The following is a 23,146-nucleotide window of genomic DNA, read 5'->3' on the forward strand; positions in this document are numbered from 1 at the left end:
GGACGTTGCCTACGCCACACGCCAAGTGACCGACAAGTAGTTAAGCTCCCGTGGCATGAGCAGTGCGACGGAGCCGCTCGGGACGCCGCCCGAGGATGAACCGGACATCCACACCACGGCCGGCAAGCTGGCCGACCTGTACCGCCGGTACGACGAGGCGGTGCACGCCGGCTCGGCCCGTGCGGTGGAGAAGCAGCACGCCAAGGGCAAGAAGACCGCGCGCGAACGCATCGAGCTGCTGCTCGACGAGAACTCGTTCGTCGAGCTCGACGAGCTCGCCCGGCACCGCTCGACCAACTTCGGCCAGGAGAAGAACCGGCCCTACGGCGACGGCGTCGTCACCGGCTACGGCACCGTCGACGGCCGCCCGGTCTGCGTGTTCAGCCAGGACGTGACCGTCTTCGGCGGCAGCCTCGGCGAGGTCTACGGCGAGAAGATCGTCAAGGTGATGGACCTGGCGATCAAGACCGGCCGCCCGATCATCGGCATCAACGAGGGCGGCGGCGCGCGCATCCAGGAAGGCGTCGTCTCGCTCGGCCTCTACGGCGAGATCTTCCGCCGCAACGTGCAGGCCTCCGGCGTCATCCCGCAGATCTCGCTGATCATGGGCGCGAACGCGGGCGGGCACGTCTACTCCCCCGCGCTCACCGACTTCATCGTGATGGTCGACGAGACCTCGCAGATGTTCATCACCGGCCCGGACGTCGTCAAGACGGTCACCGGCGAGGACGTCACGTTCGAGGAGCTCGGCGGCGGCCGCACGCACAACACGAAGTCCGGCGTCGCGCACTACCTGGGCTCCGACGACGAGGACGCCATCGCCTACGTCAAGGAACTGCTCTCCTACCTGCCGCAGAACAACCTGTCCGACGCGCCGGTGTTCGACCCCTCGGACGCCCCCGCCGGGTTCTTCGACGACGTCACCGACGCCGACCGCGAGCTCGACACGATCATCCCGGACTCGCCCAACACCCCGTACGACATGCACGAGGTCATCACCCGGGTGGTCGACGACGGCGACTTCCTCGAGGTCCACGAGCTCTTCGCGCCGAACATCATCGTCGGCTTCGGCCGCGTCGACGGCCACAGCGTCGGCGTCGTCGCCAACCAGCCGACGCAGTTCGCCGGCTGCCTCGACATCGACGCGTCGGAGAAGGCCGCGCGGTTCGTCCGCACCTGCGACGCGTTCAACATCCCGGTGCTCACCTTCGTCGACGTGCCGGGCTTCCTCCCGGGCACCGACCAGGAGTGGAACGGCATCATCCGCCGCGGCGCGAAGCTGATCTACGCCTACGCCGAAGCCACGGTCCCGCTGGTCACGATCATCACGCGCAAGGCGTACGGCGGCGCGTACGACGTCATGGGGTCGAAGCACCTCGGCGCCGACATCAACCTGGCCTGGCCGACCGCCCAGGTCGCGGTGATGGGGGCCCAGGGCGCGGCCAACATCGTCCACCGCAAGACCCTCGCCAATGCGGCGAACGAGGGCAAGGACGTCGACGCCCTGCGCGCCGAGCTGATCCAGGAGTACGAGGACACGCTGCTGAACCCGTACGCGGCGGCCGAGCGCGGGTACGTCGACTCGGTGATCGTGCCGGCGCACACCCGCGGGCACGTCGCTCGCGCGCTCTCGCTGCTGCGGAACAAGCGGGAGTCGCTGCCGCCCAAGAAGCACGGGAACATCCCGCTGTGAGCGAGGAAAGCCGTCCCCTGCTGCGGGTGGTCCGCGGGAACCCGAGCGACGCCGAACTGGCGGCGCTGACGGCGGTAGTCGCCGCGGCGTCGGCCGCGAAGGCGCCGGAAAAGCCGAAGCCGCGTACGTCGTGGTGGGGCGATCACGCCGCTTCGCTGCGCAAGCCGCTTCACCCCGGCGAAGGTGCTTGGCGCGCTTCGGGCCTTCCTCAGGGCTGAACGGCGTCGAGGAAGACCGTCGGGACTTCGTTGTCCCGCACGATCGCGCCGAGCAGCGCCGCGAGCCGGTCGCGGTCCGGCGTACTCAGGCCCGCGGCCAGCTCGTCGACCCGGCGGCACGTCGCCGCGTAGAAGTCCTCGGCCAGTTCGCGGCCTTCGCCGGTCAGGACGACGTGGACGGCCCGGCGGTCGTCCGGGTCGGGCTCGCGGCGGACGAGCCCACGCCGGACCGCGCGGTCGACCAGGCCGGTGAGGCTCGACTTCTCGAGGCCGAGCGTCCCGCCCAGGTCGCCCATGCCGTACGGGCGGCCCATCAGCACGCACAGCAGCTGCCCCTGCTGCACGGTGAGCCCGTATTCGCGGGCGGACCCGGCGTAGACGGCGTTCACCAGGAACGACGCCCGCACCAGCCCGGCCACCACGCCGAGGTCCGCCCCGCTCTTCCCCATCCGGTCAGCCTACGGCTTCCCGCACCGCGGGCACGATGTCCTCGGCCCACCGCGCGGCCGCCGTCCGGTCGGGCGTGCTGCCCCCGGGCCCGAAGAGCACGAACCCGGCGGCGCCGTGCTCCAGCACGGCACCGGTCAGCTCCTCGATCCACTGCTCCGGCGAGCCGCCGATCCAGCGTCCGTCGTCGGCACGGGTCTTCGCGAGCGGCGCAGCGGTGATGCGCCCCGGGAAGTTGTAGACGGTGGCGATCTCGGCGGGATCCCGCCCGGCGTCCACGGCGGCCTTGTCGATGACCGGCCGCGAAGTCCGGTACCGCTCGCTGAGCCAGTCGGCCGCGTGCCCGGGCATCCACCCGTCGGCCACCCGCCCGGTGACGGCGAGCGACTTCGGCCCGACGGACCCGGTCCACACCGGCGGCATCTTCGCTGCGGCCGGCGCCAAGTCCGTGACCTGGTGGAACTCGCCGTCGAAGGTGACGGGGTCACCGCCCCCGCCGAGCAGCTTCACCAGCCGGATCCCCTCTTCGAAGGCCCGGACGGCCTGCCCCGGCGTCAGCTTCGGGAAGCCGAGCCGCGCGATGTCGTCCCACAACCCGCCGACCCCCATGCCGAGCACGATCCGGCCCCCGGTCAGCGCGGACAGCGACGTGATGGTCCGCGCGAGCATCGACGCGGGCCGCGTCGGCAGGTTCGTGACGCTGACCAAGCCGGAGATCCGTTCGGTCTTCCCCAGCAGCACACCGATTTCGGCGTACGCGTCCAGCCGGTCGGCGTGGTACGGGTGATCGGAGACGGTGATCAGGTCGAGCCCGCCGCGGTCGGCCTGGACGGCCAGCTCCAGGGTGGCCGGGACGGCGGTGACCGCAGTGGACACGCCGATGCCGAAGTACGCCATGATTCCTCCCAGACAGTTCGTACTACGAACATAGCACAATTAGTTCTTAGTGCGAACTACTAGACTGCGGAAGGCGCCACGGCGAGGCGGCCGGAAAACCAGTCGTGCCGACGGCGATCGGTTGCTACCTTGGGTTCCGCCCGGTGCGACGGGGAAGGTTACTTCGGTATCACTTGGTTCGAATCCAGGAACCGGCCACCACGGTGGCCGGTCAACGCACCTTCTCCACTCAAGACCTCGGGCACCCAACTTCATCCGCACTCCCGGTGCGTCACCGATCTCGGGAGCCACGGCCACACCGGTGCCCGGTGCGCAGGCGAGGGTTACTTCCACTCCTAATGGGCAGGTCGGGGGTTCGAATCCCTCCCGGACCACCTGCGGTCCGGTAGCTCAGTGGCCTAGAGCAGCTATGTACCTTCACCGACTTCGATCTCGGGCATCGCTGTGGCCGTGGCTCCCCCGCAAAAAAAAATCAGGGGGAGAAATGAGCAAGTTCAACACCGCACGCGCGCCCGCCGCGACCTCTCCGGTCCGCGGGGAGGCCACGCCGTCCACCGTCACGCACCAGGGCGGTGCCGGGTACCTGCGCGACACCAAGTCCGAGCTCTTCCTGCTCGCCGTGGCCAACATGGTCGGCGAGCACACCTTCTACGAGTCCGCGGACACCCGTGACACGCGGTACGCCGACCTGGTTCGTCAGTCCACACTGGACGATCCGGAGTGGACCGCGCGGTTCCTGCGCTGGCTGCGCTCCGGTGCGCACCTGCGGACGGCGTCGCTCGTCGGTGCCGCCGAGTTCGCCAAGGCGCGCCGCGACGCCGGCCTCGACGGCCTGAGCCGTCAGGTCGTCGCCGACGTGCTGCAGCGGGCCGACGAGCCCGGTGAGCTGCTCGCCTACTGGATCTCCGTGCACGGCCGCGCCGTCCCGAAGCCGGTCAAGCGCGGCGTCGCCGACGCCGCGGCGAAGCTCTACGACGAGCGGTCCTTCGCCAAGTGGGACTCCGCCGCGCGGGCGTTCCGGTTCGCCGACGTCCTCGAGCTGACCCACCCGGCAGGCGGGGGTGCGCTGTTCAAGCACATCATCGACGAGCGGCACGACCGCGGCAACGCGATCCCGGAGTCCCTCGGCACCCTGCGCGCCCGCGCCGAACTGCTGTCCTGGGACGTCGGCGACCGCCGGAAGCTCTTCGACCGGCCGGACGCCGCCGACGTGCTCCGCGCGGCGGGCATGACGTGGGAGTCCGTCGCCGGGTGGCTGCAGGGTCCGCTGGACGCGCGCGTCTGGGAGGCGCTGATCCCGTCGATGGGGTACATGGCCCGGCTGCGGAACCTCCGCAACTTCGACGAGGCCGGCGTCTCGGACGCGGTCGCGCAGCGCGTCGCCGAGCGGCTCGCCGACCCCGTGCAGGTCGCGAAGTCCCGGCAGCTGCCGATGCGGTTCCTCGCGGCCCACCGCGCGGCGCCGTCGCTGCGGTGGGCGTGGGCGCTCGAGCGGGCGATCGCGCACGCGCTGGCCAACGTGCCGGAGCTGAACGGCCGGACGCTCGTCCTCGTCGACACGTCGGCGTCGATGAACGACCGGTTCAGCAAGGACGGCAGCCTGATGCGCTGGGACGCGGCCGCGGTCTTCGGCCTGGCACTCGCCCGCCGCTGCGCGAAGGCCGACGTCGTGTCGTTCTCGGACGGCTACTGGGCGGGCCGCAAGGGCACCAAGGTGTTCAAGCTGCGTCGCGGTGGCTCTTTGCTGAGCGACGTCGAGCGCTGGAAGTCCGGCGGCTTCTTCATCGGCGGCGGCACCGACACGGCCGGCGCGGTGAAGAAGCACTTCGCGCAGCACGACCGCGTCGTGATCCTCACCGACGAGCAGGCCGCGTACGGCGACGTCGGGCAGGCGCTGCCCGCGCACGTGCCGCTGTACACGTGGAACCTCGCGGGCTACCGGGCCGGCCACGCGCCGTCCGGCGCCGGGCACCGGCACACGTTCGGCGGCCTGACCGACCAGGCGTTCCGGATGATCCCGCTGATCGAGCGGGGCCGGAGCGCCGACTGGCCCTTCTGAGAGACGCCGTGCAGGCCCCTGTGACGACATCATGGGGGCCTGCACGCTGTGTACGGACCGTCACAGGAATGCCCGTGGACCGCGCACTAATCCACCCCGTATAGTCCACGTGGAATAACCAACCTGGAGGAATCCGATCATGGCCTCACCCAAGCTGACCCCACTCGGCCTCGCCGTGCTGGAGCTGCTCCACGAGGGGCCGATGCACCCGTACGAGATGGCCCAGCTCATGCGCGAGCGGTACGTCCACATGCGGGTCAACGTCAAAGCCGGCTCGCTCTACCACACCGTGGAGCGCCTGCTCCGGGACGGGCTCATCGAGGTCGTCGACACGCAACGTGACGGACGGCGGCCCGAGCGCACCGTCTACGGCATGACCCAGACCGGGCTGGACGAGTTCACACAACGCGGGCGCGAACTGCTCGGCGACCTCGCCACGGAGTTCCCCGCCTACCTGTCCGGGCTCGGCGTGATCGACGAACTGGGCCGCGAGACCGCGATGATCGAACTCGAACACCGGATCACCCGGCTGCGCGCCGCGGTGGCCGGGGACGACGCGGTGCTGCAGCGGCTGGCCGAGGACGACACGCCGCCGATCTACTGGCTGGACTGGCGCTACCAGTGCGACCACCGGAAGTTCGAGCTCGAATGGACCGAACGGCTCCACGACGACCTCGAATCCGGGCGGATCTCCTTCAGGGACAAGGGACGACCCAAGCTCACGCTCATCAGCAAGGAAGACGACGATGAACGCAAGACAAGCTAACCCGTGGGCCGCGCTGGGCGCGCTGTGCCTCGGCTTCTTCATGATCCTGCTCGACACGACCATCGTGTCGATCGCGATCCCGACCATGCTGCGCGAACTGGGCGCCGGGCTGAACTCCATCGTCTGGGTGATCAGCGTCTACCTGCTCACCTACGCCGTGCCGATGCTGTTCACCAGCCGGCTCGGTGACCGGTTCGGCCCGAAGCGGGTGTTCCTCGCCGGGCTCGTCGTGTTCACCGGCGCGTCGCTGTGGTGCGGCCTGTCCGGCAACGTCGAAATGCTGATCGCCGCGCGGGCCGTGCAGGGGATCGGTGCCGCGCTGATGACGCCGCAGACGCTGGCGTTCATCACGCACCTGTTCCCGCCGGCCAAGCGCGGTCCGGCGATGGGCATGTGGGGCGGCGTCGCCGGCCTGGCCACGATCGCCGGTCCGCTGCTCGGCGGCGTGCTGGTCGACCACCTCGGCTGGGAGTGGATCTTCTACGTCAACGTGCCGATCGGCGTGGTCGCCGTCGTGCTCACGGTGCTGCTGGTGCCGGACTGGCAGCCGAAGCACTCGCACTCGTTCGACCTGCTGGGCATCGTGCTTTCCAGCGCGGCACTGCTGTGCATCGTGTTCGGCGTCCAGAACGGCCAGCAGTACGACTGGGGCACGGTCTTCGGCGGCGTCACGGTGTTCGAGATCATCGGCGCCGGCGTGGTGCTGATGATCGCCTTCCTGGTGTGGCAGCGGGTCAACAAGCGCGAGCCGCTGCTGCCGCTGCAGGTCTTCTCGAACCGCAACTTCTCGGCCGGGACGTTCACCGCCGCGACCGTCGGCTTCGCGATGACCGGCATGTTCCTGCCGCTGGTCATCTACATCCAGTCGGTGCTCGGGCTGAGTCCCACCATGGGCGGCCTGCTCACCGCGCCGATGTCGCTGCTGTCCGGGGTCATCGCGCCCTTCGTCGGGCGCGCGTCGGACAAGGTGAACGGCAAGTACCTGGTGATGTTCGGCCTGGCGGCGCTCGCGGCCGGGCTCGGGATCATCGCGCTGCAGGCGACGCCGGACAGCAACGCGTGGACGTTCGTCCCGGCGCTGCTGGTGTGCGGCCTGGGCATCGGCTGCATCTTCTCGCCGATGAGCAACCTGACGATGGGCTCGGTCGAGCCGCGGCTGACCGGGAGCGCGTCCGGCATCTTCAACACCGCCCGCCAGGTCGGCGGCGTGCTCGGCAGCGCGGCGATCGGCGTGCTGCTGCAGGCGCGGATCAGCGCGTCCATCGCGGACGAGGCGACGAAGGCGGCTTCGCAGCTGCCGGAGCAGTACCGGGCGCCGTTCGCCGAGGGGGTCGCGCACGCGGCGGCGAGCACCGGCGAGTTCGGCTCGGCGGGCGGCTCGTCGCCGATGCCGGGGCTGCCCGCGGAGGTCGCCGCGCAGGCCGGGAAGCTGGCCGCCGACGCGGTCCACACTGGACTGACCGACGCGGCCCGGGTGACGATGCTGCTGCCGATGGGCGTGCTCCTGCTCGGGGTGCTTTCGGCGGCCGTGATGCAGCGGGTCAAGCCGCGCTGGCAGACGCCGGCGCCCGCGCCCGAAACCGCCGCGGCCTGAGACCGTGCAGGCCCCCGCACCGGTGTCGGGTACCGGGCGGGGGCCTGCACGGACCGCGGGAGCGGTGGCTAGCGGCGGCGGCTGTAGGACAGGCCGTACCCGTACGGGAACAGGCCCTGCTTGCCGTCGCCGACGTTGATCGGTTCCTGCGAAGAGCTCTTCGGCCAGGTGAAGCTCAGCTTGCCGGTCGGGTTGTAGTCGCCGTAGAGCACGTCCGCGACGCCGGCGCCTTCCGAGCCCGGCAGCCAGGCGGCCACCAGCCCCTTCGCCGACGGCAACTGCGCGGCGATGTCCAGCGGCCGGCCGGAGACGGTCACCACGACCAGCGGAACTCCGGACGCCTTCAGCTTGCCGATGAGGGCGACGTCTTCGGCGTCGAGGCCGAGTCCGTTCGGCCGGTCTCCCTGCCCCTCGGCGTACGGCGTTTCGCCCACCACGGCGACCGCGACCTTGTAGCTGGCGTCGATTCCGTTACCCGCACGGTCATAGGTCACCCCCGTGCCCTTCCCGGCACCGGCTTTGATGCCGTCGAGGATCGTCGTGCCCGGGATGACCCGCTCGCCGCTCTGGCCCTGCCAGGTCAGCGTCCAGCCGCCGGACTGGTTGCCCAGGTCGTTCGCGTTCTTCCCGGCCACGAAGATCTTGTTGTTCTGCTTGGCGAGCGGCAGCACGCCGTCGTTCTTCAGCAGCACCTGCGATTCGCGCACGGCCTGCCGCGCCACGGCGTGGTGCGCCGCGCTGCCGAAGTCCTGCTGCAGCGAGCGGTCGGTGTAGGGGTGGTCGAACAGGCCCAGCTCGAACTTCTTCGTCAGGATCCGCCGGTTGGCGTCGTCGATGCGGGACATCGGGACGTGCCCGTTGCCGACCTCGGCCTTCAGCGTGCTGATGAACTTGAGGTAGTCGTTGGGGACCATGACCATGTCGATCCCGGCGTTGACGGCCTGGCTGACCTCGGCCGCGGTGAACCCGGCCTGGCCGTCGATCTGGTCGATGCCGTTCCAGTCGGAGACCACGTACCCGGAGAAGCCCAGCTCGCCCTTGAGCAGGTCGGTGATGAGGAACTTGTTGCCGTGGTCCTTGACGCCGTTCCAGCTGTTGAAGCTGATCATCACCGAGCCGACGCCGTGGGCGACCGCGGCCTGGAACGGCGGCAGGTGGATGCGGCGCAGCTCGTCCAGGCTGATCTGCGTGTTGCCCTGGTCGACACCGCCGGTGGTGCCGCCGTCGCCGATGAAGTGCTTGGCCGTGGCCATGATCGACGTCGTGTTGCCGAGCGAAGATCCCTGAAGGCCCTCGATGACCACGGAATTCGCGACGGCGTTGGCCGGGACCTCGCCGAAGGACTCGTACGTCCGGCCCCAGCGGTCGTCGCGCGCGACGCACAGGCAGGGCGCGAAACCCCACTTGACGCCGGTGGCGGCGGACTCCTCGGCGGTGATCGCGCCGATCTGCTTGACCAGCTGCGGGTCGTTCGCGGCGCCGAGGCCGATGTTGTGCGGGAAGACCGTGGCGCCGTAGGCGTTGTTGTGGCCGTGCACGGTGTCGGAGCCGTAGACGATCGGGATGCCGAGGCCGGTCGACGTCGCCGCCCGCTGGTAGGCGTCGACCATGTCCGCCCAGGCCTGCGGGGTGTTCGGCGTCGGCGTCGAACCGCCGCCGGAGAGGATGGAACCGAGCCGGGCGGCGGCGGACTGCGCGGGCGTCGCGGCACCGCGCTCGCCCTGGGTCATCTGCCCGACCTTGTCGTCGAGCGTCATCCGCGCCAGCAAGTCGGTGACGCGGTCGGCCACGCGGGCGTGCGGGTTCCGGTAGAGCGGCGTCGCGGCGGCGGACGCCATCGGGACGAGGGCCGTGCCGGCGACGAGGAGGCCGGCGAGGGCGGTGGTTCGCAATGATCTCGTGGTGCGGAGGAGCGGCATTGTTCTCTCCGTGACGATCCGTCGATCGATAAGTTGCGAGCCAAAACAAATTAGCTCTCCCACGGAGTGACGCCGGTCACAATTCGGTCACGACCGCCTGGTCAAGTAAGTTTCAGTCGTGCAGTTCGTCCTCGCCTCCCAGTCCCCCGCCCGCCTCGCCGTGCTGCGTTCCGCCGGCCTCGATCCCGTCGTGTTCGTCTCCGGCGTCGACGAGGACGCCGTCGCCGCGTCCCTGACCGATCCGGCGCCGTCGGAGCTGGTCGCCGCCCTCGCCGCCGCCAAGGCCGAAGCGGTGCTCGACCAGGTCGCCGCGGCCCACCCGGACGCCGTCGTGGTCGCCTGCGACTCGATGCTCAACATCGGCGGGCAGATGGTCGGCAAACCGGGCGACCCGGACGTCGCCCGGGCCCGGTGGGCCGCGATGGCCGGATCATCCGGTGAACTCCTCACCGGCCACGCGGTCGTCCGGCTCGACGGCGGGGCCCGCGCGAAGGAGGCCGCCGGCTGGGAATCGACCACCGTCCGGTTCGGCACGCCGAGCCCGGCGGAGATCGACGCCTACATCGCCACCGGCGAGCCGCTCAACGTCGCCGGCGGCTTCACGATCGACGGCCGGGGCGGCTGGTTCGTGGAAGGGCTCGACGGCGACCACACGAGCGTGATCGGGATCAGCCTCCCGCTGACGCGCCGGCTGCTGGCCGAGGTCGGCGTGAGTGTCGTGGATCTCTGGCAGCCTCCCGCATCCTGAGAAAGGCACCACACCAACGGGTGATCCGGAAGAGTCCCCGCTTGCCTACCGTTCTCTTCACGAGGCAAGACAGGAAACTTTCGAGCACCGGAGTCGCCCCGTGTCTTTCGTACGGACATACACCAAGCCGCGGGTGTTCGCGGCCGCGGTTCTCGGCTCGCTCGTCGTCGGCGCCCTGCTGGGTGTCGTCGCGCGGCAGACCGAGGCCGGCTGGCTGACCGATCTCCTCGACCAGATCGGCACCATCTTCACCACGCTGCTGCAGATCGCGGTGATCCCGCTGGTCTTCACGGCGATCGTGGTCGGCATCAACAGCCTCCGCGGCCTGGGCGGCGGGCGCACCGCCGCGCGCCTCGGCGGCAAGACGGTGCTCTGGTTCGCGATCACGTCGTTCATCGCGTCGCTGATCGGCATCGCGGTCGGCCGCATCTTCAACCCCGGCGCCGGCGGCCTCGGCGGCGTCACGGCGACCGCGAAGAACGCCGACAAGGCCGCGAAGAGCGTCGACCACTGGGGTTCGTGGGACGCCTTCGTCAAGGGATTGCTGCCGGAGAACTTCGTGAAAGCGTTCTCCGACGGCGAGACGCTGCAGGTGCTGTTCCTCGCGCTCGTCATCGGTGCCGCCGCCTACAGCCTGGGTGACCGGGCGAAGCCGTTCGTGGACTTCACGACCAGCGTGTTCGAGATCATCCAGCGGTACCTCGGCTGGATCGTCCGGCTGGCCCCGATCGGCATCATCGGCCTGATCGGCGCGGCGGTGTCGAACTACGGCGACGCGCTGTTCCGGCCGCTGTTCTCCACGACGCTCGCGGTGTACGTCGGCTGCCTGCTCGTGCTGTTCGTCGTCTACCCGATCCTGCTGCAGTTCGTGGCCAAGGTCAGCCCGCTCAAGTTCTTCGCGAAGGCGGGCACGGCGATCCAGTTCGCGTTCGCCTCGCAGTCCTCGGCCGCGACCCTGCCGCTGACCCGCCAGTCCGCGGTCAACCTCGGCGTCCAGCCGGCGTACGCGGCCTTCGCGACCCCGCTCGGCAGCGCGACCAAAATGGACGGTTGCGCGGCGGTCTTCCCGGCGATCGCGGCGATCTTCGTCGCCAACCTGGCCGGGGTGTCGCTGAACTTCTGGCAGTACGTGGGCATCGTCGTGGTCGCCGTGGTCGGCGCACTGGCGACCGCCGGGACCACGGGCTGGCTGACGGCGTTCACGCTGACGACGTCGTTCATCGGCCTCGACGCCAAGCAGGTGGCGCTGGGCCTGGCGCTGATCTACTCGGTCAACCCGATCATGGACATGATGCGCACGGCGACGAACGTGGCCGGCCAGATCGTGGTCCCGACGATCGTGGCGCGCAGCGAAGGCCTCCTCGACGACGAGGTCCTCGACTCGCCGACCGACAACCCCCTGCACACCGACGACGGCTCGGCGGCCCGCCACACGGAACCCGAACCCGCCCCCGCCTGACCCGCACGTCCGTGAAGGCCGCCTCGAATGCTCGAGGCGGCCTTCACGCCGTTCAGGCGGGGCAGGTGCGGAGATCGGCGCGGGTCAGGCGGATGTCCGGCCAGCCGCGCAGGTCCGACGGCGACGTCACCCGGCGCGTGCAGCCCACCGACCGGCCCGAGAGGTCGTACACCTCGCCCAGCACCGGGGCCGCCGCGCACTTCGGGGTGTCGGAGGCGGCGTCCGGGCAGTCGTGGCGGACCACGATGACGTCGGGGCTCGCGTCACCCGTGACGTCGTAGAGCGACAGCGTCCCGGCGTCCGCGTAGAACGGCTTGCCACCGTCGCGCCACACTCCCCCGCTGCCGACCAGCAGCTCGCCGTACGCGGCCGTGCCGTCGTCGCCGACGTCGCCGCGGACCAGGCACGCCGGGGCCGGCCCGTCGATGCAGCGCAGCGAGTTCTGGTCCAGCCGCACACCCAGCTGGGCGACCGACAGCTCGAACACCGTGCCCGGCTCGGGCCCGACGCGCAAGCGGGCCGAGCCGCCCGCCGGGTCGGTGAGCAGCACGACCGGGGTGCCCCCGACCGTCACCGCCGCGAGCTGGCGGCACGGGCCTCCGCCGCAGGTCACCGCGGGTGTCACCGGCGCGGCCGCGGGTTCGGCGAGCCCCGGGGCGGCCTCCGGGTGCGGGCGCAGCAGGAACACCGCGCCGATCGCGCCGACGGTGACCACCGCCGCCAGCACCGCGGTGAGCAGCGCCGACCGGGGCGTCCGCGCTGCCGTAGTCCGCATGAGGCAGAGCGTAAGCCGCTTTGCGACGGCGTGTCGGCAGCGCCCCGGCACGATGTGGCGGGTTCAACCCGACAGGGTCAGGCGTAGCGGACCGTGTCCGTCTATGTTGTCCGGGTGACGAACCCGAACCTGCCGCCCGCCCTGTACCTCCCGACCGGCCCGGTCAGCGCCGAAACCGAAGGCGCGTCGATCGAGCTGCGCCGCACACCGGACGGCCGCACCGCGCTGGTCGCGTTCACCGCGCTGGACCGGCTGATCGACTGCTGCGGCGAGCACCAGCCGTGGGTGCTGGTGAGCACCGAGCACCTGCCGAAGGTGCACCGGGCGAACCCGTACGACGTGATCGTGCTCGATTCGCCGCTGCCGGAGGAGCTGCGCCACCACGTCTGAGCGTGGTTCACCTCTCACTCCAGAGACTCCCGACGTCAGATCCGTAGACTTCCCTGATGCCGCGTGGGCGGTCAGCAATGCAGCTGTCGGACGCAGGAGGTGCGGGGTGGCCGAGCAGGTCGGCGAAACCACGGGTGGTCCGGTGACCAAGATCCTGGTCGCCAACCGTGGCGAAATCGCGGTACGCGTCATCAGAGCGGCCAAGGACGCCGGGCTCGCCAGTGTCGCGGTGTACGCCGATCCGGACCGCGATGCGCCCCACGTCCGCCTGGCCGACGAAGCCTTCGCGCTGGGCGGCACCACGGCCGCCGAGAGCTACCTGAACATCGAGAAGATCCTCGACGCCGCCAAGCGCGCGGGCGCCGACTCGGTGCACCCGGGCTACGGCTTCCTCTCCGAGAACGCGGACTTCGCCCAGGCCGTCCTCGACGCCGGGCTGACCTGGATCGGGCCGAGCCCGCAGGCCATCCGCGACCTCGGGGACAAGGTCACCGCCCGCCACATCGCCACGCGCGCGGGCGCGCCGCTCGTGCCGGGCACGAAAGAGCCGGTCAAGGACGCGAGCGAGATCGTCGCGTTCGCCGACGAGCACGGCCTGCCGGTGGCCATCAAGGCCGCGTTCGGCGGCGGTGGCCGCGGCCTCAAGGTCGCCCGCACCCGCGAAGAGATCCCCGAGCTGTTCGAATCGGCCACGCGCGAAGCGGTGGCGGCGTTCGGCCGCGGCGAGTGCTTCGTCGAGCGCTACCTGGACAAGCCGCGGCACGTCGAGGCGCAGGTCCTGGCCGACATGCACGGCAACGCCATCGTCGTCGGCACCCGCGACTGCTCGCTGCAGCGACGGCACCAGAAGCTCGTCGAGGAGGCGCCCGCGCCGTTCCTGAGCGACGAGCAGCGCGCGCGCATCCACTCCTCGGCCAAGGCGATCTGCAAGGAAGCCGGCTACTACGGCGCCGGCACGGTCGAGTACCTCGTCGCGACCGACGGCACGATCTCGTTCCTCGAGGTCAACACGCGGCTGCAGGTCGAGCACCCGGTGTCGGAGGAGACGACCGGGCTCGACCTGGTCCGCGAGATGTTCCGGATCGCGCGCGGCGAGCGGCTGCGGATCACCGAAGACCCCGAGCCGCGCGGGCACTCGATCGAGTTCCGCATCAACGGCGAGGACGCCGGCCGCGGCTTCCTGCCGGCGCCGGGCACGGTGACCAAGTTCGTCGCGCCGAGCGGTCCCGGCGTGCGCGTCGACTCCGGCGTCGAGTCCGGCAGCGTCATCGGCGGGCAGTTCGACTCGATGCTGGCCAAGCTGATCGTCACCGGGTCGGACCGGAACAACGCCCTCGAGCGCAGCCGCCGGGCGCTGGCCGAGATGGTCGTCGAAGGCATGGCGACGGTCCTGCCGTTCGACCGCGTGATCGTCGACGACCCCGCGTTCATCGGCGACGAGAACGGCTTCAGCGTGCACACGCGCTGGATCGAGACGGAGTTCGACAACCGGATCGAGCCGTTCGTGGCGCCGGACGTCGAAGCCGCCGAAGAGCAGCCGCGGCAGAACGTCGTCGTCGAGGTCGGCGGGCGGCGGCTCGAGGTGTCGCTGCCGGGCGGGTTCGCGCTCGAAGGCGGCGGCGGAGGCGGCACCGCGGTCAAGGCGAAGCCGCGCAAGCGCGCGGGCGGCACCAAGGCCGCGGTGAGCGGCGACGCCGTCACGGCGCCGATGCAGGGCACGATCGTCAAGGTCGCGGTCGAAGAGGGCCAGAGCGTCGAAGCCGGCGAGCTGATCGTCGTCCTCGAGGCGATGAAGATGGAAAACCCGGTCACCGCACACAAAGCGGGCACCGTCACCGGCCTTTCGGTCGAGGTCGGCGCGGCCGTGACGCAGGGCACGCAGCTTCTGGAGCTCAAGTAGCGCGGTTCGTGGCAGATGTCGTGGTGGGCCGCCCCCGGGGCGGCCTACCATCGACGGCGTGACCGAAGTCCCGTCTCCGCAGCTGCGGATCAGCGACCAGAACCGTGAGTCCGCGCTGTCCGCGCTCGGTGAGCACATGACGGCGGGCCGGATCGACATCGACGAGTACGGCGAGCGCTCGGCCCGGATCACCGCGGCCAAGACCCGCGGCGAGCTGAGCGAGATCTTCGCCGACCTGCCGGCCCCGCACCCGCGGTACGAGGACGCGCCCCAGGCCGTCGCGGCGCCCGAGCCCGCTGCCGCGGCGCCGGCGCCGAAGCCGTCGGGGGCACCGGAGAACTGGTCGCCGCCGCAGCGGTTCCTCGCCGCGATCGTGCCGCTGGCGTTCATCGCCGCGATCGCGCTGATCGCCACGCACACGCTGGCCTGGCCGATCATCTTCGTCCCGATCGGGCTGACGGTGTTCGGCAAGTCGATGTGGGGCCACGACTGGAACCACGACCAGCACCACCGCGACCGCCGGGACCGGCACGTGCGCGACCGCGAGCGGCGTCGCGAGCTGCGTGACTCCTACCGGCGCGAGCCGGGCCGCTGATCCCGCCGTGGGCGACATGCGGCTGAGCGACGCCGAACGCCAAGACGCCCTGGACGTCCTGGAGGAACACGTCCGCACCGGCCGGCTCGACATCGACGAGTACGGAACCCGGTCGGCGAAGGTGACGGCGGCGAAGCGGGTCAGCGAGCTGGTCCCGCTGTTCGAAGACTTGCCGTCGCCCCGCCCGAGCGCGTTGCTCAACGGCGTTTCCGCACCCGGCGTCCCGGTGGCGCCGTCGTCGGAGGACAGCGCGCTGGTGCGGTTCCTGACGGCGGGCGCGGTGCCGATCGCGATCGTGCTGGCGATCGCGGTGCTGGTGCTGACCCGCGGCAGGCTGCTGATCATTTCGGTGGCGCTGCCGCTGGTCGTGGCGATGATCGCCGGAGCCCGCCGCCGCCGGTCGTGATCGTCCCGCCCGGCCTGGCTAGGCTGGGTGGAGTGGAACCGGTGGAGATCAACGCGGGCACGTACTACCTGCGCCAGCTGCGCGCCGACCGCCACATCGACGACCGCCCGTTGTTGATGGAGGCGTTCGCGGACCCGACGCACCGCAAGTACGTGCTGAACTACCGGCTGCGGACGCTGGACGAGGCCACCGAGTACGTGGCCCTGCGCGCGGCCCAGTGGGCGGGCGACGAGCGCTGTTCCTGGGCGATCGCGGAGCCGACGTCGGGCAGGCTGCTCGGCGAGGTCGGCCTGCGCGAGCTGAACCTGGACGCCTCCTACGCCGAGGCGACGATCTGGGTCCACCCGGCCGAGCGCGGCAAGGGAGTCGCGTCGACGGCGTTGAACGCGGCCCTGCGGTTCGGCTTCGGCGGCCTGGGCCTGCGGGAAGTGAGCTACCGGTACGAGGAGAGCAACACGGCGTCGGCGATCGTGGCGGAGCGCTGCGGGTTCACGCTCGTGGGCCCGGAGGTGGAGCGAGCGGCAACGGGTGAACGCCTGATCCGGTGGCACCGGACGTCCTGACGGGCCCAGAACATCCCCCACCACTCAGCGGTTTCCAGGGGTGGTTGCAACACCTGAGTGCTCAGGAGTTGCATCGTATCCGGACGGGATCGTGATCGTGCCCCTGGTTGTCTGTCGCGGGGTCCTGGTCGGCCTGGCAACCGTTGACCGCTGAGTGGGCGGCCTACTTTGGCCTGGTGGAAGACGGTGTCGGTACGAGGGAAGCGGCCCGGCGGGTCGGGGTCAACTACCGGACCGCGAAACGTTGGCGGGCCGAGGCAGCCCAGGCTGCGGCAACGGCGGTGCCGGCTGCGGCGCCGGCCGAGGTGTCGTCCCCGTTCTTGAGCCTGGCCGAGCGGATCCGGATCGCTGACCGGGTCCGCGAGCCCGGGGGCTCGCTGCGGGCGATCGCGGCCGAGTTGGGCCGCCCGGTCTCGACGATCACCCGGGAGCTGGCCCGCAACCAGCACCCCGACGGCACCTACCAGCCCCACGCCGCCCACGAGAAAGCCGCCGCCCGGCGAGCCCGGCCCAAGGTCAGCAAGCTCACCGCGGACCCGGCGCTGCGGGCGATCGTCCAGGATGGGCTGGACACGCGGTGGAGTCCGCAGCAGATCAGCCGCCGGCTGCGCCGTGACCATCCTGACCGGCTGGAGTGGCATGTGAGCTGCGAAACCATCTACCAAGCGTTGTATGTGCAGGCTCGGGGTGGGTTGCGGCGTGAGGTCGCCGGGTGGCTGCACCGGCCAAAACCGCGGGTGAAGCCGCCCGGCCGGCTCGGTTGCCCACAAGTCGGTCACCCTGTGGACAACCCCACGGGACCCGCTCAGCTCACCGGCTCCACGATGCCCGCCCGGGCCTCCGGGGCCGCCGACCTCAGCGCGTCCGCCGCTTCGTCGCTCGGCTCGGACTGGGACTTGCGTTCCGCCTCCACCCGCGCCCGGTAGACCTCGATCTCGTGTTTCACCGTTTCGGGTGACCAGCCCAGAACTTCACCCACCAGAGTGGCCACCTGCGAAGCGCAGTCCACGCCCCGGTGCGCGTACTCGATCGAGATGCGCGTCCGGCGGGCCAGGACGTCCTCCAGGTGCAGCGCGCCCTCGTGCGAAGCCGCGTACACCACCTCAACCCCCAGGTAGTCCGGGGCGTGCTCGATCGGCTTCAGCAGTTCCGGACGGCCCTCGGCCGCGGCGAGGACCTCGTGGACGAGCGAGCCGTAGCGGTCCAGGAGGTGCCGCACCCGGTACGGGTGCAGCCCGTGCTCCGCCGCCAGGTGGTCGGCCTGGTTGACCAGCGCGTGGTAGCCGTCCGCGCCCAGCAGGGGGACCTTGTCCGTGATCGACGGCTGGGACCGGCCCGGCAGGTCCACCGCCGCCGCGTCGACCGCGTCCGCCGCCATCACCCGGTACGTCGTGTACTTGCCGCCCGCGATCGCCACCAGGCCCGGCGCCACGCGGGCCACCGCGTGCTCGCGGGACAGCTTCGACGTCTCTTCGCTCTCCCCCGCCAGCAGCGGGCGAAGGCCGGCGTACACGCCTTCGATGTCGTCGTGCGTCAGCGGCGTCGCCAGGACCGTGTTGACGTGCTCGAGGATGTAGTCGATGTCGTGCTTCGTCGCCGCCGGGTGGGCCAGGTCGAGTTCCCAGTCCGTGTCCGTCGTGCCGACGATCCAGTGGTTGCGCCACGGGATCACGAACAGCACCGACTTTTCGGTGCGCAGGATCATCCCCGATTCCGACACGATCCGGTCGCGCGGGACGACGATGTGCACGCCCTTGCTCGCGCGCACCCGGAACCGGCCGCGGCCGCCGGACAGCCGCTGCAGCTCGTCGGTCCAGACGCCGGTGCAGTTGATCACCGCGGCCGCCGAGATCTCCGTTTCGCGGCCGTCCTCGACGTCGCGCACGCGCACGCCGGACACCCGGTCGGCCTCGCGCAGGAAGCCGACGACCTGGGTCGACGTCCGCACGACCGCGCCGTAGTGCGCCGCCGTGCGCGCCACCGTCATGGTGTGGCGGGCGTCGTCGGACTGCGCGTCGTAGTAGCGGATGCCGCCGATGAGCGCCGACCGCTTGAGGGCAGGCACCATCCGCAGCGCACCCGCGCGGGTGAGGTGCTTCTGCCCCGGGACGCTGCGGGCGCCGCCCATCGTGTCGTACATCAGCAGGCCCGCCGCGGTGTACGGCCGCTCCCACACGCGGTGCGTCAGCGGGTAGAGGAAGCTGACCGGCTTCACCAGGTGCGGCGCGATCGTCGTCAGCATCAGCTCGCGCTCGCGCAGCGCCTCCCGGACCAGGCCGAACTCGAGCTGCTCGAGGTAGCGCAGGCCGCCGTGGAACAGCTTGCTCGAGCGGCTCGACGTCCCGGAGGCGAGGTCGCGGGCCTCGACGAGCGCGACCCGCAGCCCGCGCGTCGCGGCGTCCAGCGCCGTGCCGGCCCCGACCACGCCGCCGCCGATGACGACGAGGTCGAACGTCTCCTTGCCGAGCCGCTGCCACGTCTCTTCCCGCTTGACCGGGCCCAGTCGAGCCGGGTTCGTCTCCGCTGCGTGCTGAGCCACGTGACATTCCTCCTCGTGCCGGCGAGGCTTCCAGCATCGCACGACCCGGTGATCATCCGCCCGTCCACGGATGACACTTGTGGCGTAACCCTCCGCGATCTTGGCCGGGATCTTGAAAGAATTCCGCTCTCCGGTGCTTGGAAGTAGCTTCTACGCCCCGGTAACGTCGCGCGGACGTGGGTCGGCAACGGAGCCGTGGCACGCCGTGATCGACCCTGCGCAGATTGTCCAGTGTGGAGGTGCAGCGGTGAGTGCTGGGGCAATAATCGTCTGGGAACTATTGGGAACGGCCGCCCTGATCCTGCTCGGCAACGGTGTGGTCGCGAACCACGTCCTCCGGAAGACCAACGGCAACAACGGCGGCATGCTGTTCATCAACTTCGGCTGGGCGTTCGCCGTCTTCACCGGCGCCAGCATCGCCGCGCCCAGCGGGGCGCACCTCAACCCGGCGGTGACGCTGGGCCTCGCCATCGCCGACAAGACCCCGTGGGCCGACGTCCCCCTCTACTTCATCGGCCAGTTCGCCGGCGCGATCATCGGCGCCATGCTCTGCTGGGCCACCTACAAACTGCAGTTCGACGACCACCCCGAGCCCGAGAACACCCTCGGCATCTTCTCCACCGGCCCGCAGATCCCCAACATCGCGTGGAACCTCGTCACCGAGATCATCGGCACCTTCGTGCTGGTCGCGTGGATCCTGCTCAGCCCGACCTACGCCGCCGGGGACGGCGGGACGCCGAACTTCGGCAACTCCGCGCTGGGCTACGCGGGCGTCTCGTTCGTCGTCCTCGTGATCGGCACCTCGCTCGGTGGCCCGACCGGGTACGCCATCAACCCGGCGCGTGACCTCGGCCCCCGGATCGCCTACGCGTTCCTGATGCCGATCCGCAACAAGGGCAACGCCAACTGGGGTTACTCGTGGATCCCGGTCGTCGGCCCGCTCGTCGGCGGCGCCCTCGCCGCCCTGCTGTACCTCGCCGTCCACAACCTGACCTGATCGCCCGTTCGACGGATTTCCGGGAGCACACATGACTTCGTACGTAGCCGCGATCGACCAGGGCACCACGTCCACCCGGTGCATGATCTTCAACCACGAAGGCCGCGTCGTCTCGGTCGACCAGCGCGAGCACGAGCAGATCTTCCCCCGCGCGGGCTGGGTCGAGCACAACGCCGAGGAGATCTGGGAGAACACGCGCCGGGTCGCCGCGGGGGCACTGGCCAAGGCCGACCTCACGGCGAAGGACATCGTCGCCGTCGGCATCACCAACCAGCGCGAGACCGCGCTCGTCTGGGACAAGACGACCGGCAAGCCGGTGTACAACGCGATCGTCTGGCAGGACACCCGCACCGACCGGATCGTCACCGAGCTCGGCAACCTCGGCGGCGGCCAGGAGCGCTACCGCGACAAGGTCGGCCTCCCGCTCGCGACCTACTTCTCCGGGCCCAAGGTCAAGTGGATCCTGGACAACGTCGAGGGCGCGCGCGAGAAGGCCGAGGCCGGTGACCTGATCTTCGGCAACATGGACACCTGGGTGCTGTGGAACATGACCGGCGGGGCCGACGGCGGCGTGCACGTCACCGACCCGACCAACGCCTCCCGCACCATGCTGATGGACCTCGACACCCTGCAGTGGGACGCCGAGATCGCCGGCGAAATGGGCATCCCCCTTTCGATGCTGCCGGAGATCCGCTCCTCGTCCGAGGAGTACGGGAAGGTCCGCGAGAAGGGCGCGCTGGCCGGCGTCCCGATCGCGGGCATCCTGGGCGACCAGCAGGCCGCGACGTTCGGCCAGGCCTGCCTCTCGCCCGGCGAGGCCAAGAACACCTACGGCACCGGCAACTTCATGCTGCTCAACACCGGCACCGAGAAGGTGATGTCGCAGAACGGGCTGCTGACCACGGTCTGCTACAAGATCGGCTCGAACGACACGGTCTACGCGCTGGAAGGCTCCATCGCCGTCACCGGTTCGCTGGTGCAGTGGCTGCGCGACAACCTCGGCATGATCACGACCGCGGCCGAGATCGAGGAACACGCGCGCAGCGTCGAGGACAACGGCGGCGCGTACTTCGTCCCGGCGTTTTCGGGTCTGTTCGCTCCTTACTGGCGATCCGACGCTCGCGGCGCGATCGTCGGGCTCACCCGGTTCGTCAACAAGGGCCACCTCGCCCGCGCGGTGCTGGAGGCCACCGCCTTCCAGTCGCGCGAGGTCATCGACGCGATGAACGCCGACTCCGGGGTTCCGCTCAAGTCGCTCAAGGTCGACGGCGGCATGGTCGTCAACGAGCTGCTCATGCAGTTCCAGGCCGACATCCTCGGCGTGCCGGTGATCCGCCCGGTGGTCAACGAGACCACCGCGCTGGGTGCCGCCTACGCCGCCGGCCTCGCCGTCGGGTTCTGGAAGTCCGAGGACGACATCCGCACCAACTGGGCCCAGGACAAGCAGTGGGACCCGGCGATGGACGACGCCCGCCGCGAGCGCGAGTACCGCAACTGGAAGAAGGCCGTCACGAAGACCTTCGACTGGGTCTCCGAAGAGGACTGACCGGCCGGGGCCGGGGGTGCCGCCCGGTGGCGCTCCCGGCCCGCCCGCTTCACACTTCCCAGCCCTCCGGCTCGCCCGACTGCTCGTTCGGCGCGATGAGCACGAACGGCACGCCCTGGTCGTCGGTGACGCGCAGCTGCCGTCCGTACGGCGAGTCGAACGGTTTCCCTTCCACCGCGCCGCCGAGCTCGGCGACCCTGGCGGCGCTCGCCTCGACGTCCGCCACCCAGAAGTAGGCCGACCAGTGCGACGGCACCTCCGGTGGCGCCGCGCCGAGGCCGCCGATCGGACGCCCGTCGAGCAGCAGGACCGCGTACGTGAAGCTGTCGCTGGAGATGTCCTGGAAGCCGTAGCCGAAGACCTCCTCGTAGAACGGTTTCGCCGCCGCGAAGTCCCGGCTCATGCACTCGTTCCAGGCCACGGTGCCCGGCGCCGCGGTGACCTGCGTGCCGATGTGGTGGCCGGCCTCCCACAGGCCGAACACCGCGCCCGCCGGATCCTCCGCGACGGCCATCCGGCCCTCCTTCAGCACCTCCATCACCGGCACGACGATCTGCCCGCCCGCCTCGGTGATCGCCGCGGCCGTGCGGTCCACATCGGACACCGCGAGGTACGTCGTCCAGAACGCCGGGATGTCCTGGCCCGGTGGCGTCTGCCCGATGCCCGCGACCGGGCGTCCCCGCAGCTCCGCCATGCCGTAGAAGCCGGTGTCCTCACCGCCCCGCTGCACGTCCCAGCCGAACAGGCTGCCGTAGAAGGCGATCGCCTTCGCCTGGTCGGGCACCATCAGATCCACCCAGCCGGGCGTACCTTCGGGCCATCTTTCGTCCCGGAACACCATGCCGACTCTCCCAACCCTCGTCTGCGCCGCCTCTGGTGACGACCGGCACAGTGTGGCACCGGGCACCGACAAAAACCGAAAATCAGGCCTGGACCAGCCGGGCGTACACGACGATGTTGTCGACGTAGTTGTGCGCGCTCCGGTCGAAGACGCCGCCGCAGGTGATCAGCCGCAGCTCCGGGCCGGCCGTGTCGTCGTAGACGCCTTCACCCTCGAAGTCCTTCTTCGGCACCTGGTGCACCTTCGTCACTTCGAACACCGCCGTGGTGCCGTCCTTGCGGGCGATCGAAACCCGGTCGCCGGCGGCCAGCTCCTTGAGGCGGAAGAAGATCCCCTTCTGGTGGTTGCCGTCGACGTGCCCGAGCACGACGGCCGGTCCGGTCTCGCCCGGCGTCGGCGCGTAGGTGTACCAGCCGGCCTGCAGGGGCGTGGTCACCGGCGGCACCTCGACGGTGTTGTCCGGGTTGAGCCCCAGCGGGATCAGCGACGAGTGCGCGCCGAGCTTCGGGATGTCGATCGAAACGGGCTCGGACCTGGGCAGCGCCGCAGCGGCGTCTGCGCTGCGCGCCTGGGGCGCCGCGGGGACCGCGGCAACGGGCGGGGCGGGCGCCGGCTGGGCGGTGTCCGAGTCGCCGTCGGCGAGGGTCAGGACCAGCACCACCAGGGCAGCCAGCAGGGCGACGACGAGAACGATCACGAAGCCGCGCCGGCCGCCCGTGGTCCTCGTGCTCATGCTCTCCCCCGTCCCTCGCCGGTCACACGTCCGAGTGATTCGGACGGTCGAGCCGGGCCGC

21 protein-coding genes and 1 pseudogene are annotated in these 23,146 nt (G+C 70.5%); 15 read left to right on the forward strand and 7 right to left on the reverse strand.

Going from position 1 to position 23,146, the window contains the following annotated elements; all coding sequences use genetic code 11:
* Positions 1–55: 55 nt before the first annotated feature.
* Both ACLJPY_RS21760 and ACLJPY_RS21765 read left to right on the forward strand, forming a co-directional pair.
* Positions 56–1,693, forward strand: coding sequence for an acyl-CoA carboxylase subunit beta (locus tag ACLJPY_RS21760; RefSeq protein WP_410590987.1), 1,638 nt, complete (start codon positions 56–58; stop codon positions 1,691–1,693).
* Positions 1,690–1,911: an acyl-CoA carboxylase subunit epsilon gene (locus ACLJPY_RS21765; RefSeq protein WP_410569144.1), complete on the forward strand. Its 222-nt coding sequence runs from the start codon at positions 1,690–1,692 to the stop codon at positions 1,909–1,911. The genes ACLJPY_RS21760 and ACLJPY_RS21765 overlap by 4 nt, the downstream gene beginning before the upstream one ends.
* On the opposite strand, the gene ACLJPY_RS21770 is transcribed toward ACLJPY_RS21765, so the two are convergent.
* The gene (locus tag ACLJPY_RS21770; RefSeq protein WP_410590989.1) at positions 1,902–2,360 is read right to left on the reverse strand and encodes a MarR family winged helix-turn-helix transcriptional regulator; all 459 of its coding nucleotides are present in this window, start codon (positions 2,358–2,360) and stop codon (positions 1,902–1,904) included. The genes ACLJPY_RS21765 and ACLJPY_RS21770 overlap by 10 nt on opposite strands.
* 4 nt (positions 2,361–2,364) lie before the next feature.
* Positions 2,365–3,255 (reverse strand): LLM class flavin-dependent oxidoreductase, encoded by an 891-nt coding sequence (locus ACLJPY_RS21775; protein WP_410590991.1) that lies wholly within the window; start codon positions 3,253–3,255, stop codon positions 2,365–2,367.
* Between the two features lie 484 nt (positions 3,256–3,739).
* On the opposite strand from ACLJPY_RS21775, the gene ACLJPY_RS21780 reads away from it, so the two are divergent.
* The 3 genes from ACLJPY_RS21780 to ACLJPY_RS21790 all read left to right on the forward strand — a co-directional run bounded on the left by ACLJPY_RS21780 (position 3,740) and on the right by ACLJPY_RS21790 (position 7,674).
* Complete coding sequence (locus ACLJPY_RS21780; RefSeq protein ID WP_410590993.1) at positions 3,740–5,314, forward strand: TROVE domain-containing protein; 1,575 nt, start codon at positions 3,740–3,742, stop codon at positions 5,312–5,314.
* A gap of 139 nt (positions 5,315–5,453) precedes the next feature.
* The gene (locus ACLJPY_RS21785; protein WP_410590994.1) at positions 5,454–6,080 is read left to right on the forward strand and encodes a helix-turn-helix transcriptional regulator; all 627 of its coding nucleotides are present in this window, start codon (positions 5,454–5,456) and stop codon (positions 6,078–6,080) included.
* Complete coding sequence (locus ACLJPY_RS21790; RefSeq protein ID WP_410590996.1) at positions 6,061–7,674, forward strand: DHA2 family efflux MFS transporter permease subunit; 1,614 nt, start codon at positions 6,061–6,063, stop codon at positions 7,672–7,674. Before ACLJPY_RS21785 ends, ACLJPY_RS21790 begins: the two co-directional genes overlap by 20 nt.
* Before the next feature lie 68 nt (positions 7,675–7,742).
* On the opposite strand, the gene ACLJPY_RS21795 is transcribed toward ACLJPY_RS21790, so the two are convergent.
* Positions 7,743–9,593 carry a glycoside hydrolase family 3 protein gene (locus ACLJPY_RS21795; RefSeq protein ID WP_410590998.1) on the reverse strand — a complete coding sequence of 617 codons (1,851 nt, stop codon included), beginning with the start codon at positions 9,591–9,593 and terminating at the stop codon, positions 7,743–7,745.
* A 118-nt stretch (positions 9,594–9,711) separates the two neighbouring features.
* Here ACLJPY_RS21795 and ACLJPY_RS21800 point away from each other — a divergent pair, with 118 nt between their 5' ends.
* Complete coding sequence (locus tag ACLJPY_RS21800; RefSeq protein ID WP_410591000.1) at positions 9,712–10,341, forward strand: Maf family protein; 630 nt, start codon at positions 9,712–9,714, stop codon at positions 10,339–10,341.
* A gap of 100 nt (positions 10,342–10,441) precedes the next feature.
* On the forward strand, positions 10,442–11,800 hold the full coding sequence (locus tag ACLJPY_RS21805) for a dicarboxylate/amino acid:cation symporter (RefSeq protein ID WP_410591001.1): 1,359 nt from the start codon (positions 10,442–10,444) through the stop codon (positions 11,798–11,800).
* Between the two features lie 52 nt (positions 11,801–11,852).
* Here the strand turns inward: ACLJPY_RS21805 and ACLJPY_RS21810 are convergent, their stop codons facing one another.
* On the reverse strand, positions 11,853–12,575 hold the full coding sequence (locus ACLJPY_RS21810; RefSeq protein WP_410591003.1) for a hypothetical protein: 723 nt from the start codon (positions 12,573–12,575) through the stop codon (positions 11,853–11,855).
* 114 nt (positions 12,576–12,689) lie between these two features.
* Between ACLJPY_RS21810 and ACLJPY_RS21815 the strand changes: the two genes are divergently transcribed.
* The 6 genes and pseudogenes from ACLJPY_RS21815 to ACLJPY_RS21840 all read left to right on the forward strand — a co-directional run.
* The gene (locus tag ACLJPY_RS21815) at positions 12,690–12,965 is read left to right on the forward strand and encodes an SAV_915 family protein (RefSeq protein WP_410569154.1); all 276 of its coding nucleotides are present in this window, start codon (positions 12,690–12,692) and stop codon (positions 12,963–12,965) included.
* A 106-nt stretch (positions 12,966–13,071) separates the two neighbouring features.
* Entirely contained in the window at positions 13,072–14,865 is a 1,794-nt protein-coding gene (locus ACLJPY_RS21820; protein ID WP_410591005.1) for an acetyl/propionyl/methylcrotonyl-CoA carboxylase subunit alpha, read from the forward strand.
* Positions 14,866–14,923: 58 nt separating this feature from the next.
* Positions 14,924–15,460, forward strand: coding sequence for a DUF1707 domain-containing protein (locus tag ACLJPY_RS21825; RefSeq protein WP_410591006.1), 537 nt, complete (start codon positions 14,924–14,926; stop codon positions 15,458–15,460).
* 7 nt (positions 15,461–15,467) lie between these two features.
* The gene (locus tag ACLJPY_RS21830) at positions 15,468–15,866 is read left to right on the forward strand and encodes a DUF1707 domain-containing protein (RefSeq protein ID WP_410591008.1); all 399 of its coding nucleotides are present in this window, start codon (positions 15,468–15,470) and stop codon (positions 15,864–15,866) included.
* Positions 15,867–15,898: 32 nt separating this feature from the next.
* A complete protein-coding gene (locus ACLJPY_RS21835) occupies positions 15,899–16,429 on the forward strand; it encodes a GNAT family N-acetyltransferase (RefSeq protein ID WP_410591010.1) in 531 nt (176 codons plus the stop codon).
* Positions 16,430–16,734: 305 nt separating this feature from the next.
* Positions 16,735–16,863, forward strand: a pseudogene (locus ACLJPY_RS21840) (helix-turn-helix domain-containing protein); the annotation flags it as partial.
* Between the two features lie 371 nt (positions 16,864–17,234).
* Here the strand turns inward: ACLJPY_RS21840 and ACLJPY_RS21845 are convergent.
* Entirely contained in the window at positions 17,235–18,968 is a 1,734-nt protein-coding gene (locus tag ACLJPY_RS21845; protein WP_410591012.1) for a glycerol-3-phosphate dehydrogenase/oxidase, read from the reverse strand.
* A 247-nt stretch (positions 18,969–19,215) separates the two neighbouring features.
* Here ACLJPY_RS21845 and ACLJPY_RS21850 point away from each other — a divergent pair, with 247 nt between their 5' ends.
* Together ACLJPY_RS21850 and glpK are read left to right on the forward strand one after the other, a co-directional pair.
* Positions 19,216–19,965, forward strand: coding sequence for an MIP/aquaporin family protein (locus ACLJPY_RS21850; RefSeq protein WP_410591013.1), 750 nt, complete (start codon positions 19,216–19,218; stop codon positions 19,963–19,965).
* Positions 19,966–19,996: 31 nt separating this feature from the next.
* Positions 19,997–21,511: a glycerol kinase GlpK gene (gene glpK / locus ACLJPY_RS21855; protein WP_410591015.1), complete on the forward strand. Its 1,515-nt coding sequence runs from the start codon at positions 19,997–19,999 to the stop codon at positions 21,509–21,511.
* Positions 21,512–21,560: 49 nt separating this feature from the next.
* Here glpK and ACLJPY_RS21860 read toward each other — a convergent pair whose 3' ends face one another.
* Positions 21,561–22,352: a VOC family protein gene (locus ACLJPY_RS21860; protein ID WP_410591017.1), complete on the reverse strand. Its 792-nt coding sequence runs from the start codon at positions 22,350–22,352 to the stop codon at positions 21,561–21,563.
* Positions 22,353–22,434: 82 nt separating this feature from the next.
* Positions 22,435–23,085, reverse strand: a complete 651-nt coding sequence (locus ACLJPY_RS21865) for a class F sortase (RefSeq protein ID WP_410591019.1) — start codon at positions 23,083–23,085, stop codon at positions 22,435–22,437.
* Between the last annotated feature and the right edge of the window lie 61 nt (positions 23,086–23,146).

Origin of the sequence: Amycolatopsis sp. lyj-23 (assembly GCF_046549135.1) — a bacterium.
GTDB lineage: Bacteria > Actinomycetota > Actinomycetes > Mycobacteriales > Pseudonocardiaceae > Amycolatopsis.